Annotated in this window: 17 protein-coding genes, 1 tRNA gene and 2 riboswitches; of the genes, 5 read left to right on the forward strand and 13 right to left on the reverse strand. The window is 67.6% G+C overall.

Translation table 11 applies throughout. The annotated features are described in order from the left end of the window. Window positions 1–221: 221 nt before the first annotated feature. Genes IPP91_03660 through surE form a run of 3 tightly spaced genes read right to left on the reverse strand, consistent with a single transcriptional unit; the run spans window position 222 to window position 2,602 of the window. A complete protein-coding gene (locus IPP91_03660; GenBank protein ID MBL0141166.1) occupies window positions 222–1,166 on the reverse strand; it encodes a peptidoglycan DD-metalloendopeptidase family protein in 945 nt (314 codons plus the stop codon). A 7-nt stretch (window positions 1,167–1,173) separates the two neighbouring features. Further along, the gene (locus IPP91_03665; protein MBL0141167.1) at window positions 1,174–1,803 is read right to left on the reverse strand and encodes a protein-L-isoaspartate(D-aspartate) O-methyltransferase; all 630 of its coding nucleotides are present in this window, start codon (window positions 1,801–1,803) and stop codon (window positions 1,174–1,176) included. Between the two features lie 55 nt (window positions 1,804–1,858). After that, entirely contained in the window at window positions 1,859–2,602 is a 744-nt protein-coding gene (surE, locus tag IPP91_03670) for a 5'/3'-nucleotidase SurE (GenBank protein ID MBL0141168.1), read from the reverse strand. A 109-nt stretch (window positions 2,603–2,711) separates the two neighbouring features. Between surE and IPP91_03675 the strand changes: the two genes are divergently transcribed. From IPP91_03675 to IPP91_03690, 4 genes are read left to right on the forward strand one after another with little or no spacing between them, the layout of a single operon-like run. Continuing rightward, entirely contained in the window at window positions 2,712–3,773 is a 1,062-nt protein-coding gene (locus IPP91_03675; GenBank protein MBL0141169.1) for a phosphotransferase family protein, read from the forward strand. Further along, complete coding sequence (locus tag IPP91_03680) at window positions 3,770–4,147, forward strand: hypothetical protein (GenBank protein ID MBL0141170.1); 378 nt, start codon at window positions 3,770–3,772, stop codon at window positions 4,145–4,147. The genes IPP91_03675 and IPP91_03680 overlap by 4 nt, the downstream gene beginning before the upstream one ends. A gap of 15 nt (window positions 4,148–4,162) precedes the next feature. Continuing rightward, a complete protein-coding gene (locus IPP91_03685) occupies window positions 4,163–4,936 on the forward strand; it encodes a glucose 1-dehydrogenase (GenBank protein ID MBL0141171.1) in 774 nt (257 codons plus the stop codon). Window positions 4,937–4,972: 36 nt separating this feature from the next. Then, complete coding sequence (locus IPP91_03690) at window positions 4,973–6,169, forward strand: acyl-CoA dehydrogenase family protein (protein ID MBL0141172.1); 1,197 nt, start codon at window positions 4,973–4,975, stop codon at window positions 6,167–6,169. Between the two features lie 201 nt (window positions 6,170–6,370). Here the strand turns inward: IPP91_03690 and gcvP are convergent, their stop codons facing one another. The 3 genes from gcvP to gcvT form a co-directional block, all read right to left on the reverse strand. Beyond that, window positions 6,371–9,256 (reverse strand): aminomethyl-transferring glycine dehydrogenase, encoded by a 2,886-nt coding sequence (gcvP, locus tag IPP91_03695; GenBank protein MBL0141173.1) that lies wholly within the window; start codon window positions 9,254–9,256, stop codon window positions 6,371–6,373. A 9-nt stretch (window positions 9,257–9,265) separates the two neighbouring features. Continuing rightward, the gene (gcvH, locus tag IPP91_03700) at window positions 9,266–9,646 is read right to left on the reverse strand and encodes a glycine cleavage system protein GcvH (GenBank protein ID MBL0141174.1); all 381 of its coding nucleotides are present in this window, start codon (window positions 9,644–9,646) and stop codon (window positions 9,266–9,268) included. Between the two features lie 70 nt (window positions 9,647–9,716). Further along, a complete protein-coding gene (gcvT, locus tag IPP91_03705) occupies window positions 9,717–10,802 on the reverse strand; it encodes a glycine cleavage system aminomethyltransferase GcvT (protein MBL0141175.1) in 1,086 nt (361 codons plus the stop codon). A 50-nt stretch (window positions 10,803–10,852) separates the two neighbouring features. Further along, a riboswitch (glycine riboswitch) is annotated at window positions 10,853–10,980 on the reverse strand. A gap of 35 nt (window positions 10,981–11,015) precedes the next feature. Next, window positions 11,016–11,111: riboswitch (glycine riboswitch) on the reverse strand. Between the two features lie 213 nt (window positions 11,112–11,324). On the opposite strand from gcvT, the gene IPP91_03710 reads away from it, so the two are divergent. Next, entirely contained in the window at window positions 11,325–12,971 is a 1,647-nt protein-coding gene (locus tag IPP91_03710; protein ID MBL0141176.1) for an NAD-dependent malic enzyme, read from the forward strand. Here IPP91_03710 and IPP91_03715 read toward each other — a convergent pair. The 7 genes from IPP91_03715 to rplT all read right to left on the reverse strand — a co-directional run bounded on the left by IPP91_03715 (window position 12,968) and on the right by rplT (window position 17,785). Continuing rightward, the gene (locus tag IPP91_03715; GenBank protein MBL0141177.1) at window positions 12,968–13,117 is read right to left on the reverse strand and encodes a hypothetical protein; all 150 of its coding nucleotides are present in this window, start codon (window positions 13,115–13,117) and stop codon (window positions 12,968–12,970) included. The genes IPP91_03710 and IPP91_03715 overlap by 4 nt on opposite strands. 50 nt (window positions 13,118–13,167) lie before the next feature. After that, a tRNA-Pro gene (locus IPP91_03720) sits at window positions 13,168–13,244 on the reverse strand. Between the two features lie 70 nt (window positions 13,245–13,314). Further along, a complete protein-coding gene (locus tag IPP91_03725; protein MBL0141178.1) occupies window positions 13,315–13,704 on the reverse strand; it encodes a MerR family transcriptional regulator in 390 nt (129 codons plus the stop codon). Then, complete coding sequence (locus IPP91_03730) at window positions 13,676–14,023, reverse strand: integration host factor subunit alpha (protein MBL0141179.1); 348 nt, start codon at window positions 14,021–14,023, stop codon at window positions 13,676–13,678. Before IPP91_03730 ends, IPP91_03725 begins: the two co-directional genes overlap by 29 nt. Continuing rightward, window positions 13,999–16,359: a phenylalanine--tRNA ligase subunit beta gene (locus IPP91_03735; protein MBL0141180.1), complete on the reverse strand. Its 2,361-nt coding sequence runs from the start codon at window positions 16,357–16,359 to the stop codon at window positions 13,999–14,001. The genes IPP91_03730 and IPP91_03735 overlap by 25 nt, the downstream gene beginning before the upstream one ends. After that, the gene (pheS, locus tag IPP91_03740) at window positions 16,356–17,357 is read right to left on the reverse strand and encodes a phenylalanine--tRNA ligase subunit alpha (protein MBL0141181.1); all 1,002 of its coding nucleotides are present in this window, start codon (window positions 17,355–17,357) and stop codon (window positions 16,356–16,358) included. The genes IPP91_03735 and pheS overlap by 4 nt, the downstream gene beginning before the upstream one ends. A 68-nt stretch (window positions 17,358–17,425) precedes the next feature. Further along, entirely contained in the window at window positions 17,426–17,785 is a 360-nt protein-coding gene (gene rplT, locus IPP91_03745; protein MBL0141182.1) for a 50S ribosomal protein L20, read from the reverse strand. Between the last annotated feature and the right edge of the window lie 2 nt (window positions 17,786–17,787).

Consider the following 17,787-nt stretch of genomic DNA (forward strand, 5'->3'; position numbering starts at 1 on the left):
CACCCTCATCTGGCCAAAAAAAAGAAAAAAACCCCCAACCAATTTGTTTTCCTCGGTGGCAATTTGGAGGTCGGACCTCAAGGAAGCGCAATGGCAACCTGGACGTCTGACCTCAAGGAAGCGCAGTGGCAACTTGGGGGTCGGACCTCCAGGAAGCTCAGCGGCAGCCTGGACGTCTGGCCTGCAGGGATCGATGGCGATCCCATCAGGCAGCCATCGGCTTACTGGGCCGGCAGCACTCTCGCGGGATCGACGGGCTTGCCCTGGCGACGCACCTCGAAGTGCAGCTTCACCTGGTCGGCGTCGGTGGAGCCCATCTCGGCGATTCTCTGCCCGCGCTTCACTTCCTCCTGCTCCTTCACGACGATGTTGTCGTTGTGGGCGTAGGCGGAGAGCCACGTGTCGTTGTGCTTGATGATGACGAGCTTGCCGTAGCCGCGCAGACCCTGCCCCGCGTACACCACGCGACCGCCGGCGGCGGCGATGACCGGGGCGCCCTTCTTCCCGGCGATGTCGATGCCCTTGCTCGCTTCGGTAAACGCGGAAAGCACCTTGCCCTTCACGGGCCAGATCCAGTCCACCGCCTCGCCCTGCGTGCCGGCGGACGGCCGTTCCGGCTCCGGCGCCGCAGCGGCTGGCGCGGGTGCGGTGGCTGCGGGAACGGGGACGGATTCGGGCACGGAATCGCCGGCGGAGAGCTGCGTGAGCGTCTTGTCGGAATAGGGCAGGCGCTGGGCCCGCGGCTCGACTTTCACCTTTTCCGTGTTGGCGAGCGGGCGCGCCTCGATGACCGGCGCGGTGCTCGAGAGCGGCGTAGCCACGCTTGCCGCAGGCGGCGCCGCGGCGCCCTTCGGCGCGGCGAGGAAGAGCACCTGCCCCACGCTGATCAGGTTCGGGTTGGCGATGCCGTTCCATGCCGCGAGTTCGCGGTAATCGAGGCCGTACTGCAGCGCGATGGCGACTAGCGTCTCGCCGCGCTTGACCACGTGCGTAGGCAAGGGCTTCGCGGCCGGCTTCGGGGGCGCGGGCCTGGGCGGCTCGGCCCTCGGCGGCGGCGCTGGCGTCCGCTCGACGACTGGCGCCGGCTGCCGGGTGGCGCAACCGGCGGCGAGCGCAAGGACGCCCAGCAGGACGACGGAGCGATTGATCAGGGTGCGAATGGGCATGGGATCCTCAGGAGATTCCCGGCAACAGGGGGACGAACCGCACCGCTTCGCGCTTCTCGTCGGTGAAGCCCGCGGGCGTGCGCTCGATCACGTGCAACCACTGGTCGTCCGTGCCCACGGGGATCACGAGGCGGCCCCCGACCGCGAGCTGTTCCTTGAGCGCCTCCGGCACGTGGCTCGCCGTGGCCGCGCAGAGAATCCCCTCATAGGGCCCGCCTTCGGGGTAGCCCCTGTGGCCATCGGCGTGCTTGAAGCGCACGTTGTAGAAGCGAAGGTCGCGCAGGTTGCGACGCGCCTTGTCCATGAGGGGTGCGATGCGCTCGAGCGAATAGACCTCCTTCACGAGCCTGGCGAGGATGGCCGTCTGGTAGCCGCACCCCGTGCCGATTTCGAGCGCCTTCGTGACGGGCCCCTTCTCGAGCAGGAGCTGCGTCATGAGCGCCACGATCGTGGGGCTCGAAATCGTCTGCCCGTGCCCGATGGGCAGCGGCGTGTCCTCGTAGGCGCGGGAAGCGATGCCGGGCTCCACGAAGAGATGGCGCGGGATCTCCAGCATGGCGGCGAGCACGCGCTCGTCCTTGATGCCGGCCTTGCGAAGCGCCTCCACCATCCGGCCGCGCGTGCGGTCGGAGGTCATGCCGATTCCCGTGGGCGTGCTCACGATGTCGTTCCCGCCTGCGAGCCCGGGGAGATCATTCGCCGAGCCAGCGGCCGATCGCGTCCATCTGGCCCGCGTGGGTGAGGTCGACCTGCAGCGGCGTGATCGAGACGGCGCCCCGCTCGAGGGCATGGAAGTCGGTGCCAGGCCCCGCTTCGCGCGCGGCGCCGGCCGGACCGACCCAGTACACGGTGTCGCCACGCGGATTCACGCTCTTCACCACCGGCTGCGCCTTGTGGCGCCTCCCGAGCCGCGTCACCTCCATGCCAGCGAGCTCGTCGAAAGGCAGGTCCGGCACGTTCACGTTGAGGAGGATGGGCTGCGCGGGTGGGGCCCGTCGGATGCGATCGACCAATTCCCGCGCCACGCGGGCCGCCGTGTCGTAGTGCTTGTAGACCTTTCCGACGAGAGACACCGCGATCGCGGGCACGCCGAGCAGATAGCCCTCGGTTGCCGCCGCGACCGTGCCGGAGTAGAGCGTGTCGTCGCCCATGTTGGAGCCGGAATTGATCCCGGAGACCACGATGTCCGGCTCGATGTCGAGCAGCCCCGTCACTGCCATGTGCACGCAGTCGGTGGGCGTGCCGTTCACGTAGAAGAAGCCGTTGCTCACGCGGTGCAGCGAGAGCGGGCGGTCGAGCGTGAGGGAATTGGAGGCGCCGCTGCGGTCGCGCTCGGGGGCGACGACGGTGATGTCGCCGAGCGGTTTCAGTGCCTCGGCGAGCGCCGCCAGACCGGGTGCGAAATAGCCGTCGTCGTTCGAGAGGAGAATGCGCATCGCGGGGGCTTTCGCCCGGGGAAATTTGCTGCGCGATTATACCCGAAGGCTCCCGGCCGCCCCGCGCGCGTAGGCTAGAATGGCGCCTGCATTCCGCCCTTCCCCCCCAATGGCCAGCCCGCCTTCCCATTTCGCCCGCGCATCGGGCGCCGGCCGCGATCCTCGGGCACGGGCCGAGGCATTTCTCGCGATCGCGTGCACCGCCTCGAGAGTGGCGATCCAGGGCTGGGAGCGCTTGTCCGGCGGAGCCATCCAGGAAAACGTGGCGATCGATGTCGTCATCGAGGGCGGCCCTCTCGCCGGCCAACACGCGTGGGTGCTGCGCACCGACGCCCCCTCCGCCGTGGCGGTGAGCCGTTCGCGCTCCGAGGAGTTCGAGATCCTGCGCGCGGCCCAAGGCGCAGGCGTGCGCGTCCCCGAACCCCTGTTCGCCTGCCATGACGGCGAAGGCCCCGATTTCTTCGTGATGCGCCGCATGCCGGGCGTGGCCGCCGGGCACCGGCTCTCCCGGGATGACGGGCTCGTGCCCGATCGCGCGGCGCTCGCCCGTGAGCTCGGCGAGAACCTCGCGCGGCTTCACCGCCTGACACCGCCGGCCGCCTCGCTTCACTTCCTTGGCGCGGCCCCTGTTGATTTCGCGCGCGCGACCGTCGCCACCTACCTGCGCGACCTGGACGTCCTGGGCGCCGTTCGCGGGGAAGCGTGGCCGGCGCTCGAATGGGGCCTGGCGTGGTGCGCACGAAACGCTCCCGATCCGCTGCCGGCCTGCCTCCTGCACCGCGATTACCGGACGGGCAACTACCTCGTGCACGAGGGTCGCCTCAGCGCGGTGCTCGACTGGGAATTCGCGGGCTGGGGCGATCCGCGCGAGGACATCGGCTGGATGTTCGCGCGCTGCTGGCGGTTCGCACGGCCCGACCGCGAGGCGGGCGGTGTCGGCTTCGCGGCCGACTTCCTCGCCGGGTACGCCGCGGCGGGCGGGCGCAGAACGGCCTGGGAAGAGACGCTCTACTGGCAGGCGATGGCGCACCTGCGCTGGGCCGTGATCGCATTGCAGCAGGTCGAGCGGCACCGGTCCGGATCGCAGCGATCCCTCGAACTCGCCCTCACCGCGCACATCGTCCCGGATCTGGAGAACGAGATCCTGGCCCTCACCGCTGGCGCGCCGTGAAAGTCGAGCCGTTGGCTGCGGACCTTCTCGAGATCGCGCGTGCGACGATCCTCGAGCAGATCGTCCCGTCGCTTCCGCAGTCGCAGCGCTATGCGGCGCTCATGGCTGCCAATGCGCTGGCCATCGCCGGCCGCGACCTCGCCGCCCCGTCATCGGCCGCGGCCGAGATCTCGCGCATCGCCACACTGCTTGGTGACTGGACTCCCCCGGTCGAGGACGCGGAGGCCCTTCGCGAAGGCACGGCCCGTCTTGCGGCGAGCATCCGCCAGGGTCGATACGATGAAGGCGAGGCGCGCTCGCGCCTGCTCGAGCACCTGCGCGAGACCACACGCGCGCGCCTCGCCGTGAGCAACCCCAAGGCGCTGGAACGCTAGCAAAGGAAGAACACGATGATCACCGATCCCCTCTTCGACATCAGCGGCAAGGTGGCGCTTGTCACCGGCGCCTCCAGCGGCCTGGGCGAGAACTTCGCGCGCGCACTCGCGGCTCGCGGCGCCGTGGTCGTGGCCGCGGCGCGTCGTGCTGATCGCCTCGACAACCTCGTGTCCGCCATCCTGTCAGAGGGCGGGACGGCGCACGCGGTATCGCTCGACGTCACCGACCCCGCCAGCGTCGAGGCGGCAGTGAGACAGGCCACGGACCTCGCCGGATCCATCGACATCCTCGTGAACAACGCCGGAATCGCCGACACGAAAGTGTCGATCGAGCTCACGCAGGCGGATTGGCGACGGGTCCTCGACACGAACCTCGACGGGGCATGGCGAATGGCGCAGGCGGTTGCGAAATCGATGATCGCCGCGAAGCGCCCGGGCAGCATCGTGAACATCGCCTCCATCCTGGGGCTGCGCCAGGCGACGCACCTGCTCGCTTACGCCGCCGCCAAGGCCGCACTCGTCCAGGTGACGAAGTCGCTGGCGCTCGAATGGGCGCGGTACGGCATCCGCGTGAACGCGATCGCCCCCGGCTACGTCGTCACCGAGATGAACCGCGACTACTTCCAGTCGGAGTCCGGACTGGCGGTGGGCAAGCGCATCCCGCAGCGGCGCATCGGCGCGCCACGCGACCTCGAGGGCGCCCTTCTCCTGCTTGCTTCCGGCGCAGGCGCCTACATGACCGGCTCGATCGTCGTGGTTGATGGCGGCCACCTCGTGAACTCCCTCTAGTCGCCGGCCCGTTCCCCGACCACGCCAGGACCCCCCATGGACTTCACGCTCCCCGCACCCATCGAGGCCTACCGTCGGCGTTACCGCGACTTCGTTCGCGGGGCGGTCCTGCCGCTCGACACCGACCCCTCATCCTTCGACGAGCACCAGAACATCCGTGCCGAGGTACTGGCGGGCGTACGCGCGAAGGCGAAAGCGGCCGGCCTGTGGGCGCCGCAGATGCCGAAGGAGCGCGGGGGCCAGGGCCTGGGCGTCACGGGCATGGCCGCGTGCTACGAGGAACTCAACTATTCGCTCTTCGGCCCCGTGAGCGTTAACTGCGCGGCGCCGGACGACGGCAACATGATCCTGCTCAACAAGGTGGGCACGCCGGCGCAGAAGGAACGCTGGCTCCAGCCCATCGTGGACGGCAAGGTCCGCTCCGCGTTCGCGATGACCGAGCCTCATCCCGGCGGGGGTTCCGATCCCGCCATGATGCTCACGACCGCGACGAGATCCGGCGACAAGTGGGTGGTGCGCGGACGCAAGTGGTTCATCACCGGCGCGGACGAGGCAAGGCACTTCATCGTGGTCGCGAAGACTTCGGAGGATGCACGCAAGGGACTCACCGCCTTTCTCTTCGACCGCGACGACCCGGGCTGGGCCGTCACTCGCCGCATTCCCATCCTGGGCCCCGAGGAACATGGCGGGCATTGCGAGCTCGAGTTCGACGGCCTCGCCATTCCCGACGAGAACCGCCTGATGAACGTGGGCGATGGATTGAAGGTCACGCAGATCCGGCTCGGCACCGCGCGCCTAACGCACTGCATGCGCTGGCTGGGACTGTCGAGGCGCTCGCTCGACATCGCCGCCGACTATGCCGGCGTGCGCATGAGCGGCGGGAAGAGGCTGGCCGACCGGGAGAGCATCCAGATGAAACTCGGGCACTGCGCGATGCAGGTGGAGATCGGCCGGCTACTCACGATGAAGGCCGCCACCCTCATCGACAAGGGCGACTTCGCGAAGAGGGAAATCTCGATGGCGAAGGTGCACGTCGCGGACACGCTGCACCTGTGTGCCGACACCGCCATCCAGCTCTGCGGGGCGCGCGGCTACTCCACCGACACGCCGCTCGAGTGGATCTATCGCTATGCGCGCCAGGCGCGACTGGTGGACGGCGCGACGGAAGTGCACCAGCAGGTGCTCGCGCGCCTGTTCCTCGAGGAACGGGGGGATTTCTGGCGGTGGGCTTGAGAGTTACCCGGGCGAAAGGCGGGGAACACGGATGAACACGGATCAAAGCGGATGAACACGGATAATCGCCAGGGCTGGGCACATCACCGATACAGGCACCACCTCCGACAAGCTCCCCGATGACTCAGGCCATTGACGAATCATCCGTGTTCATCCGCTTTGATCCGTGTTCATCCGTGTTCCCAAGGTTTAGTCCCCGCATCACTCCCCAACCGGCAGACAGCTGCAGAAGAGGTGGCGATCGCCGTAGACGTTGTCGGCGCGTCCCACCGGCGGCCAGTACTTGTTCTCGCGCAGCGACGCCAGCGGATAGGCCGCCAGCTCGCGCGGATACTGGTGCTTCCAGTCATCCGCCAGGACCGCCGCCGCCGTGTGCGGCGCATGCCTGAGCGGGTTGTCCTCGCGGTCCAGCCGCCCCTCCTCCACCGCGCGGATTTCCTCGCGGATGGCGATCATCGCCTCGCAGAAGCGGTCCAGCTCCCCCTTCGGCTCGCTCTCGGTCGGCTCGACCATTAGCGTGCCGGGAACGGGGAACGACATCGTGGGCGCATGGAACCCGTAGTCCATCAGGCGCTTGGCCACGTCATCGACCGAAATGCCCGAGGACTCCTTCAGCGGGCGCAGGTCGAGGATGCACTCGTGCGCGACGAGCCCGCCGGGGCCCGTGTAAAGGACCGGGTAATGCGGCGACAGGCGCCTGGCGATGTAATTGGCATTGAGGATGGCGACCTCGGTGGCTGCCTTGAGACCCTCGGCGCCCATCATGGCGACATACATCCACGAGATCGGCAGGATCGAGGCGCTGCCGTACGGGGCGGCCGATACCGCGCCGATCGCGTCCTTGCCGGCGTCGAGATAGCGGTGCCCGGGCAGAAACTTCGCCAGGTGCGCCGCCACGGCCACCGGCCCCACGCCGGGCCCGCCGCCGCCGTGCGGGATGCAGAAGGTCTTGTGCAGGTTCAGGTGCGACACGTCGCCGCCGAAGGCGCCGGGCGCGGCAAGTCCTACCAGCGCATTCATGTTGGCGCCGTCCACGTACACCTGCCCGCCGTGGGCATGGACGATGTCGCAGAGCTCCGTGATCCCCGCCTCGAACACGCCATGCGTGGAGGGATAGGTGACCATGATCGCCGCCAGGTTCTTCGCGTGCTGCAAGGCCTTGGCGCGCAAGTCGGCCAGGTCCACGTTGCCGCTCTCGTCGCAGGCCACCACGACCACCTGCATGCCGGCCATCTGCGCGGATGCCGGATTCGTGCCGTGGGCGGAGCTGGGGATGAGGCAGATGTCCCGGTGTCCTTCCCCACGGCTTTCGTGCCAGGCCCTGATCACGAGGAGACCCGCGTACTCGCCCTGCGAGCCGGCGTTGGGCTGCATCGACACGGCGGCATAGCCGGTGCATTCGACGAGCATCTTTTCCAGGCCCGAGACGAGTTCACGATAGCCCTCGGCCTGCTCCGCCGGCGCGAACGGGTGGACGTTGGCGAACTCGGGCCAGGTGACGGGGATCATCTCGCTCGTGGCATTCAGCTTCATCGTGCATGAGCCCAGCGGAATCATCGAACGGTCGAGCGCGATGTCCTTGTCCGCCAGACGGCGCAGGTAGCGCAGCATCTCGGTCTCGGACTGGAAACGATTGAAGACCGGATGCGTGAGAAAGGCGTTCGAGCGAGCGAGCGCGGCCGGAATGCCTTCCCCGGTTTCGTCGAGGTCGCCCGGGCCGAAGCCGGCCGGTGCTCCCGTGAACAGGGCCCAGAGGGCAGCCACGTCCTCGCGCGTCGTGGTCTCGTCGAAGGAAAAGCCGAGGGTGGCCTCGTCGACGCGGCGCAGGTTCACGCCGGCTTGCGCGCTGCGCGCCTCGATGGCCGCGGTGCGCGCACCCGATTTCACGGTCAGCGTATCGAAGTACGCTCTCGCGGGCACATCGAAGCCGAGCTTCAGGAGTCCCGCCCGGGCGATGGCCGTCAGCCGATGCACCCGCCGGGCAATCCGCTCGAGGCCGCCGGGCCCGTGGTACACCGCGTACATGCTGGCCATCACCGCGAGCAGGACCTGTGCGGTGCAGATGTTGGACGTCGCCTTTTCGCGGCGGATATGCTGCTCGCGCGTCTGGAGCGCCAGGCGGTAGGCGGGATTGCCGTGCGAATCGATCGTGACGCCCACGAGTCGTCCGGGCATGCTGCGCTTGAGCGCGTCCCGGGTGGCAAGGTAGCCCGCGTGCGGGCCGCCGTAACCCATCGGCACGCCGAAGCGCTGCGCCGAGCCCACGACCACGTCGGCGCCCCATTCACCGGGCGGAACGAGAAGCGTGAGCGCAAGCAGGTCCGCGGCGGCCACCAGGTGGCCCCTTTTCGCGTGGACCGCCTCGGCGAGCGCGCGGTAGTCGCGGATGTCCCCATCCACGCCGGGGTACTGCACGAGTGCCGCAAACGCATCCACCGTCGCAAGCTCGTCAGGAGCCGCGACACGGATCTCGATCCCGAGGGGCGCGGCCCGCGTGCGCAGCACATCGATGGTCTGCGGCAACACGTCGGAGGCGACCGCGAACACCTTCGATGCGTGATTGCCGGAACGCAGGCACAGGGTCATCGCTTCCGCGGCGGCCGTTGCCTCATCGAGCATCGAGGCGTTGGCGATCGCCATCGCGGTCAGGTCGCACACCATCGTCTGGAAATTGACCAGCGCCTCGAGCCTTCCCTGCGAGATCTCCGGCTGGTAGGGCGTGTAAGCCGTGTACCACGCCGGATTCTCGAGGATGTTGCGCAAAATGACGCCAGGGGTGTGCGTGCCGTAGTACCCCTGACCGATCCACGAGCGGAAGACGCGGTTCTTCGCGGCGACGACCTTCAGCTCGGCGAGCGCCTCGGCCTCGGACTTCCCCGCGGGAAGCGCCATCGCCGCCTTGCGGCGGATGATCGCGGGCACGATCGCATCCATGAGGGCATCGCGGGTCGCGTACCCCAGCGAAGCCAGCATGTCCGCCTGGTCGGCTTGCGCCGGGCCGATGTGCCGGCGGCCGAAGGCAGCGCCGTCCTCGAGCTGCGCGAGCGTGGCGCGGACGCCGGCAGGGATTGCGATCGTGTCGGGCATGGCGGTTCCTTACTCGGAGGCGACTTTCTCGTAGGCGGCGGCATCCAGGAGCTTGCCCAGGTCCGCGGCATTGTCGGGCTTCATGCGGAACATCCAGCAGCCGTAGGCATCCTCGTTCACCTTCTCGGGAGCTTCGGCCAGCGCATCGTTGCCGGCGACGATCTCGCCCGCGACCGGAGCGTAGATGTCGGAGGCCGCTTTGACCGACTCGACGACACCCACCGCCTCGCCGGCCGCGACCTTGCGTCCCGCCTTGGGCGCCTCGACGAACACGATGTCCCCCAGTTGCTCCTGGGCGTGGTCCGTGATGCCGATGGCGACCGTGCCGTCGGCATCGGAACGGACCCATTCGTGCGACTCGGTGTACTTGAGTTCCTTCGGGACATTCATGGCGCTTTCTCCGTGGGGTTTCAGGTGTTGTACCGGGCTCATGTACCCGGCTCGTGCGCCGGGCACGATTTCAGATGCGGGGCTTGCCGTTGCGGACGAAGGGGGGCTTAACGACCCTCGCGGCGAGTTCCTTGTCGCGCACCTGCACGCGCACGGTGGCGCCGGGAGCCGTGCCTCTGGGCAATCGGGCCAGCGCAATGGAAACGGCGAGCGTCGGCGAGAACGTGCCGCTGGTGATTTCGCCCTCCCCGGTCTCGGCCATCACCTTTTGGTGGGCGCGCAGGACACCGCCCTTGTCCACGAGCACCAGTCCGAGGAAATCGGATGCCTGCGGCCGGTTCTCGAGCGCCTTGCGGCCGAAGAACAGCCGGGGCTCCTTGAGGTCCACCGTCCACGCGAGCCCGGCATCGAGCGGAGAGGTGACGGCGTCCATGTCCTGCCCGTAGAGGTTCATGCCCGCCTCCAGGCGAAGCGTATCGCGCGCGCCGAGCCCGCAGGGACGCACGCCGGCGGCAACGAGGCCGTTCCAGATGGTGGCGGCATCCTCGGACGGGAAGATCACCTCGAAGCCGTCCTCACCCGTGTAGCCGGTGCGTGCAACCATGATGTCGTCGCCAACGCGCGCGGCATGGAATGGCAGAAGCGCCTCGGTGGCGGGCTTGGTCTCGTCGAAGGCGCGCCAGAACTTCTCGCGGGCGTTCGGGCCCTGCACGGCCACCATCGCCAGGTTCTCGCGCGGCGTGATCGCCACGCGCTGCCCGGCAAGGGCGTTGAGCGAGTGCAGCCACTGGATGTCGGCCTCGGCCGTGCCTGCGTTCACGACCAGCCGGAAGAAATCCTCGCGGAAAAAATAGGCGATGAGGTCGTCCACGACTCCGGCAGAATCGTTGAGCAGGCACGAGTACAGGGCCTTGCCAGGCACCGTGAGCTTCGCCACGTCGTTGGCCAGCGCGAAGCGCAGGAACGGGCGCGCACCGGCCCCCTCGATATCGACCACGCGCATGTGGGAGACGTCGAAGAGACCAGCATCGCGGCGCACCGCATGGTGTTCCTCGACCTGCGATCCGTAGTGCACGGGCATGTCCCATCCCCCGAAATCCACCATGCGGGCACCAGCCTCGCGGTGCAGGGCATTGAGCGGCGTGGTCTTCGGCATGGCGATTCCTCCGGAAATGGAAAAGGGCCAGGCAAGCGTTGCCTCGCTTGCCTGGCCCCTCTGTCCCTTGTACCTGAGAGATTACGGCGTCCGTTTCCGGTGCCGGTAGCCCCTTCGGTGGACTTTCCGGCGCCCCGATGCACGGGAAGGCCGGCAGTCGCTCTCCAGAGTCCGGGACTGCCTCGAGGACCCCCAGGAGGGGATGCGCGAACCCGGCTCCGGTCGGTCCTTTTTGCCTGAGAGTTTGCGGGCGCTACCCCTTCGGCGGTATCTCGACGAATCGCGATGACGCTCTCCCGACCGGATGCCGCGCAGGCTACGCGGGCACCCGCCGCCTGTCAAACGCACCGGACTTGATCGAGCGCAAACCTCCGGCTTGATCGAGCGCAAAGCCCGCAAGCCGCCACGGCCTAGCATGGCTGCTGGCTCGCCACCGGCCTTGCCCGGACAGAACAACGGCGCTCGAGGGACGCGTGTGGAACGCGCCCGGCGACCGCGCAGCCCCTCGGAGAAAATGCAATCATGGCTGAATCCGCCTCGCCCTCCCCGTCCACTCCCAGGGGGAATGCCCTCCTCCAGGATCCCGTTTACAACAAGGGGACCGCCTTCACCGAGAAGGAACGCGATGTCCTCGGTCTGCGTGGCCTCCTGCCGCCGCGCGTGCATACCCAGCCCGAGCAGGTCGGGCGCGTGCTCAAGAACATGCGCCGGCTGCCCACCGACCTCGACAAGTACATCTTCCTCACGGCGCTGCACGATCGGAACGAGACGCTCTTCTTCCGCGTGGTGATGGAGAACGCCGAGGAGATCATGCCCCTCATCTACACGCCCACCGTGGGGATGGGTTGCCAGCTCTACGGACGGATCTACCGCAGGTCCCGCGGGCTCTTCGTCACGGCCGCCGATGCCGGCCGGGTGAAGCAGGTGCTGAAGAACTGGCCGCACAAGGCCGGGATCATCGTCGTCACGGACGGGGAGCGCATTCTCGGCCTTGGCGACCAGGGCGCGCAGGGCATGGGCATCCCCGTCGGCAAGCTGTCCCTCTACACGGCGTGCGCCGGGATGCATCCAAGCCTGTGCCTGCCGGTGACCCTGGACGTGGGCACCGAGAACGAGGAAATGCTGAACGATCCCCTGTACATCGGCCTGGTGCGCCGCCGCGTGCGCGGCGCGGAATACGACGCGCTGGTCGAGGAGTTCGTCACCGCCGCGAACGAGGTGTTCCCCGGCGTACTCATCCAGTTCGAGGATTTCGCCAACGCGAACGCCTTCAGGCTGCTGCACAAGTACCAGAGCCGCATCTGCACATTCAACGACGACATCCAGGGCACCGCCTCCGTGACGCTCGCCGGACTCAAGTCGGCCGTGCGCATCACGGGCAAGAGCCTCGCCGACACGCGCGTCCTGTTCTTCGGCGCGGGCGAAGCCGCGGTCGGCATCGCCGATCTCATCACCGCCTCGCTCATGGGGCAGGGACTGCCGGAAGCCGAGGCGCGCAAGCGCTGCTGGCTCGTCGATTCGAAGGGACTCGTGATCGCCTCCCGCACCGACCTCACGGACCACAAGCGCAAGTACGCGCACGAGCACGCGCCGGTGGGGGACTTCGCCACCGCGGTGAATGCGCTCAAGCCGCAGGCCATCATCGGCGTGGCCGCCGTCGGGCGCACCTTCACGCAGCCCATCATCCAGGCGATGACGGGCTTCAACGAACGGCCGATCGTCTTCGCGCTTTCCAACCCGACCACGAAGTCGGAGTGCACCGCCGAGGAAGCCTACGCCTGGAGCAACGGCCGTGCGGTCTTCGCGTGCGGCAGCCCCTTCGCCCCGGTCAATTTCGGCGGCAAGACGTTCGTGCCGCGGCAGTGCAACAATTCGTACATCTTCCCGGGCGTGGGCCTCGGCGTGGTCGCCTGCAAGACGAGCCGCGTGACGGACGACATGTTCCTGGCGGCCGCCGATACGCTGGCAGGCATGGTTACGGAGGCGGATCTGGCGCAGGGCAGCCTCTACCCGCCGCTTGCGAACATGCGCAACGTTTCCGCCGCCATCGCGACCAGCGTGGCCGAGGTGGTGTTCAAGCGCGGGCTCGCGGGCGTGCCGAAGCCGGCCGACACCGCGGCGTTCATCCGGCAGAACATGTACGACCCGACGTATCCCACGTACGCCTAGGGCAGGTCACCGAACCGCACCACGAGATACCGGCCGCCCTGCCTGGCGTGGTTCTTCGCGCGGTTCCGGCCGAGCGATGATTGCGCCGCCAGGCCGCCGATGAAGGACAGCGTGAGGGAGCGTGCCCCGCTGGCACGCGTTCCCAAAATGAAAAGAGCCAGCAGGGCCGGCTCTTTTCATTTCAGCTTGATCGAATTGGTCGGGGCGAAAGGATTCGAACCTTCGACCCCCTGCACCCCATGCAGGTGCGCTACCAGGCTGCGCTACGCCCCGACCGAGAGCGGAATTGTATCAGAACGCAGGGGCCGGATTCCCGCAAACGCGGCAAATGAAGGCGCAGTCGCTATTCGTTGTCGAGCATCTTGAGGATGCTCTTCAATTCCTTGCGGATGTTGGCCGGCGACAGGGGCTGCGGGACCGTCATCGTGTTGTACGCGGCGTGCGATCCGGTTCGCGAAGGCATCGCCTCCTCGAGGCGGTTCCTGGCGCCGTTGATGGTGAATCCGTGCTCGTAGAGCAGTTCGCGGATTCGCCGGATCAGCAGCACCTCGTGGTGCTGGTAATAACGCCGATTGCCCCTGCGCTTGAGGGGCTTCAACTGGGTGAACTCCTGCTCCCAGTACCGGAGTACGTGGGGTTTCACCCCGCACAATTCGCTAACTTCGCCTATCGTGAAATAGCGCTTGGCGGGGATCGCCGGCAGTTCATTCGTTGCCAGGTTCTCCGTGGCCATTGAAAGACTTCTCCACCAGGGTCTTCAGCTTCTGGCTCGCGTGGAAAGTCACCACGCGCCGGGCAGTGATGGGAATCTCCTCCCCGGTCTTCGGATTGCGGCCGGGTCTTTGCGGTTTCTTGCGAAGCTGGAAGTTGCCGAAGCCGGAGAGCTTCACCATGTCGCCTCTTTCGAGGGCGATACGGATCTCCTCGAAGAAGGACTCGACCATGTCCTTGGCCTCGCGCTTGTTCAGCCCGACCTTCTCGAACATGAGGTCGGCCAGCTCGGCCTTGGTGAGGGTGACCTTGTCTTTCACGTGCGCGGCAGTGCTTGGAATTTTTCTACGAGAAGATGACGGATGGAACCCACGATTTCTTCCACCTCGGCATCTGTCAAAGTTCTGGCAGTATCCTGCATAACTATACGAAACGCAAGGCTTTTTCCCCCACTGCCCACCCCTTTCCCGCGGTATTCGTCGAACACTTCGACCTCGCGGACGCTCTGCGGAATCGAGGCCCGGATCGCCCCCAGGATCACGCCCGCGGACAGCGTTTCGGGCACCACCACCGCAAGATCGCGGCGCACGGTCGGCATGCGCGAAACCCCCGAAAAGCGCAGCGCGCGGCCTGCGAGGAGCACATCCGCGTCGATCTCGAAGAGCACCGGTGCCAGGGGCAGGTCGTACTTGAGCTGCAGCCGTGGGTGCAGTTCCCCGACCACGCCCACCTCGCGGCTCCCCACCCACACGCGGGCGCAGCGGCCGGGGTGGCAGGCCGGGTGGTGATCCGCTCGGAATTCGAGCTTCACCGGGCCTGCGATGGCCTCGAGATCCCCCTTGGCATCGAAGAAGTCCGCCGCCGGCGTCTTCTCGGCCCACTGCTCGGGAAGGCGCCCCCCGTAGGTGATCGCCGCGAGCCGCTCGGGCTGCTCGTGCGGTTCGGGGCCCTCGCCCAGGAAGCAGCGTCCGACCTCGAAGAGGCGCACGCGTTCCTCGTCGCGATTCAGGTTCGACCTCACCGCCGCCACGAGGCCGCCCAGGAGCGTGGAGCGCATCACGTTCATGGTGCTGGCGATCGGGTTGGCCAGCCGCACGGCCGTGGCATTGCCGGCGAAATCGTCCTCCCACTGCGACGAAACGAAGCTGTAGTTGATGACTTCCTGGTATCCGAGCGCGGCGCAGGTGCGCTTCAGGCCGTAACGCGTGCGCGCTCCCTCGACGGGCGAGAGCATCGGCAGGGTCGAGCGCGGCGCGGCGGCGGGAACGTGCTCATAGCCGTGGACGCGCGCGACCTCCTCGACGAAATCCTCCTCGATGGCCAGGTCGAACCGCCAGCTTGGCGGAACCACCTCGAGCACCCCATCACGCCGCGTCACGGCGCAGCCAAGCCGGCCGAAGGCGTCCGCCATGAACGCGTCGGGCACGTCGTAGCCGAGCAGCGCGCGAACGCGGGCGGGCCGGACGCGCACCGGGGTTCGGGCGGGCAGGTTGCCGTGCGCCTCGGTGATCGGCCCTGCCCGGCCGCCGCAGAGGGTCAGCGTGAGTTCGGTCGCGCGCTCGAGTGCTGCGCGCGTGCCTGCGAAGTCGATGCCCCGCTCGAACCGGTAGGCCGCGTCGCTCGTGAGCTGCAGCGCGCGTGCGCGGCCCTGGATCGCCTCGGGGGGGAAGAAGGCGGCCTCGAGGAAGACATCCGTCGTGGCGCCCGTCACCATCGAATCGAAACCGCCCATCACGCCGCCCAGCGCCACCGGGCCCGAGGCGTCCGTGATGAGAACGAGGTTCGGAATGTATTCGGCCCACTGCTCGTTGAGGAGCTTCAGCTCCTCTCCCGGCCTTGCCAGTCGCACGTCGATCCCACCACTCAGCTTCGCGTTGTCGAAGGCATGCATGGGCTGGCCGCGCTCGAGCATCACGAAGTTGGTGATGTCCACGAGCGGGTTGCGGGGCCTGAGTCCCGCGCGTTCCAGGCGCCGCGCCATCCATGCCGGCGTCTTCGCCGCGAGGTCGAGGCCGCGCACCACGCGGCCGAAGTAATGTCCGCAGGCGGCGGAGTCGGAAATGCTGATCTCGCGGGAATCGGCAATCGTCACGGCCACGGGTGCCACTGCCGGAAGCTCGGCGGCCTCGCCGACCAGCGCCGCGACGTCTCTCGCGACGCCGAACATCGAGAGGCAATCGCCGCGGTTGGGCGTGAGCTTGAGCGTGAGGACCGTGTCGTCGAGATCCAGATACTCGCGGATGTCCTTACCGACCGGCGCATCTTCCGGCAGGACGAGGAGACCCGCGTGATCGTCCGAGAGCCCGAGTTCGCGCGCCGAGCAAAGCATGCCGTTCGACTCCACGCCGCGCAGCTTCGCCTGCCTGATCTCCAACCCCGGCAGCTTCGCCCCGACCACCGCGCACGGCACCTTCTGCCCGGCGGCCACGTTCGGCGCGCCGCAGACGATCTGCAGCGTAGCTCCCGTGCCTGCATCGACCTCGGTCACGCGCAGCTTGTCCGCATTGGGGTGCGGCGAGACCGACTTCACCTGCGCGACGACGATCCTGTCGAACGCTCCCGCGACGGGCGTCACCTCCTCCACCTCGAGACCGCCCATCGTGAGGATGTGCGCAAGGCGATCCACGGGGAGCCCCGCCCCGGCGAGCTCGTGCAGCCAGCGGACGGATACCTTCATCGAAACTGCCTCAGGAACTTCAGGTCGTTGTCGAAGAACAGGCGCAGGTCGTTGACGCCGTACTTGAGCATGGCGAGGCGGTCCAGGCCCATGCCGAACGCGAAGCCCGAGTAGCGCTCCGGGTCGATGTTGCCGTTCCTCAGCACGTCGGGATGGACCACGCCCGCGCCGCCGATCTCGAGATATTTCACCTCGCCGTCCTTTCTCTCCCACTCCATGTCGATTTCCACGCCGGGCTCGACGAACGGGAAGTAGGACGGGCGGAAGCGCACGCCGATGTCGTCGCGCTCGAAGAAGGCACGGAAGAACTGCGTCACGGTGCCCTTCAGGTCGGCAAGGCTGATGCCTTCGTCAACCCACAACCCCTCGATCTGATGGAACATCGGCGAGTGCGTCGCGTCGTGATCGACGCGATATACGCGCCCGGGGCAGATGATGCGGATGGGCGGGGTGTGCGACTGCATGTGGCGGATCTGCACGGGCGAGGTGTGCGTGCGCAGCACCTTGTCGGAATCCGCGACGTAGAACGTGTCCTGCATGCTCCGGGAGGGGTGGTCCGGGAACATGCGCAGCGCCGTGAAGTTGTAGAAGTCGTTCTCGATCTCCGGGCCATCGGCCACGGAAAAGCCCATGGACGCGAAGAGCCGCTCGATGTGCTCCTGTGCGCGCGAGATCGGGTGCAACCCGCCGCCGGACTGGCGGCGCCCGGGCAGCGTCACGTCGAGCGACTCGGCCGCGAGCCTCTGGTCGAGTTCGGCGGCAAGGATCGCGTCGCGCCGTGCCTGCACCAGCGCCTCGACCTGCGTCTTCGCCTCGTTGATGGCGGCGCCCGCCTTCGGCCGCTCCTCGGTCGAGAGCTTGCCGAGCCCCTTCAGGAGCTCGGTGAGTGCGCCAGCCTTGCCGAGGAAGCGCGACTTCGCCTGCTCCAGGTCCGCCACGCTCCCTGCCGCTTCGAAGGCACCTTGCGCGTCGGAGATGATCTTTTCGATTGCTTGCATGGGCTCGAGGCCGATCGGAAAAGAAAAAGGGGCTCTCGAAGAGCCCCCTTCCCGTCTTTAGCGTCGCTTCAGGCGCCGAGGCTCGACTTTGCCTGCTCGACGATCCGGCTGAAGGCCGGCTTGTCCTGCACGGCAAGGTCGGCGAGCACCTTGCGGTCGATCTCGATGGCCGCCTTCTTCAGGCCTGCCATGAACCGGCTGTAGGTCATCCCGGCTTCGCGGACGGCCGCATTGATGCGGGCGATCCACAGGCCGCGGAATTCGCGCTTCTTGTTGCGGCGGTCGCGGTAGGCGTACTGGCCCGCCTTCATCACCGCTTCCTTGGCGATGCGGTAGACGTTCTTGCGGCGGCCGCGGAAACCCTTGGCCTGCTCGAGAACCTTCTTGTGGCGCGCGTGCGCCGTCACTCCACGTTTTACGCGAGGCATCG

The organism is Betaproteobacteria bacterium (assembly GCA_016720855.1).
GTDB lineage: Bacteria > Pseudomonadota > Gammaproteobacteria > Burkholderiales > Usitatibacteraceae > FEB-7.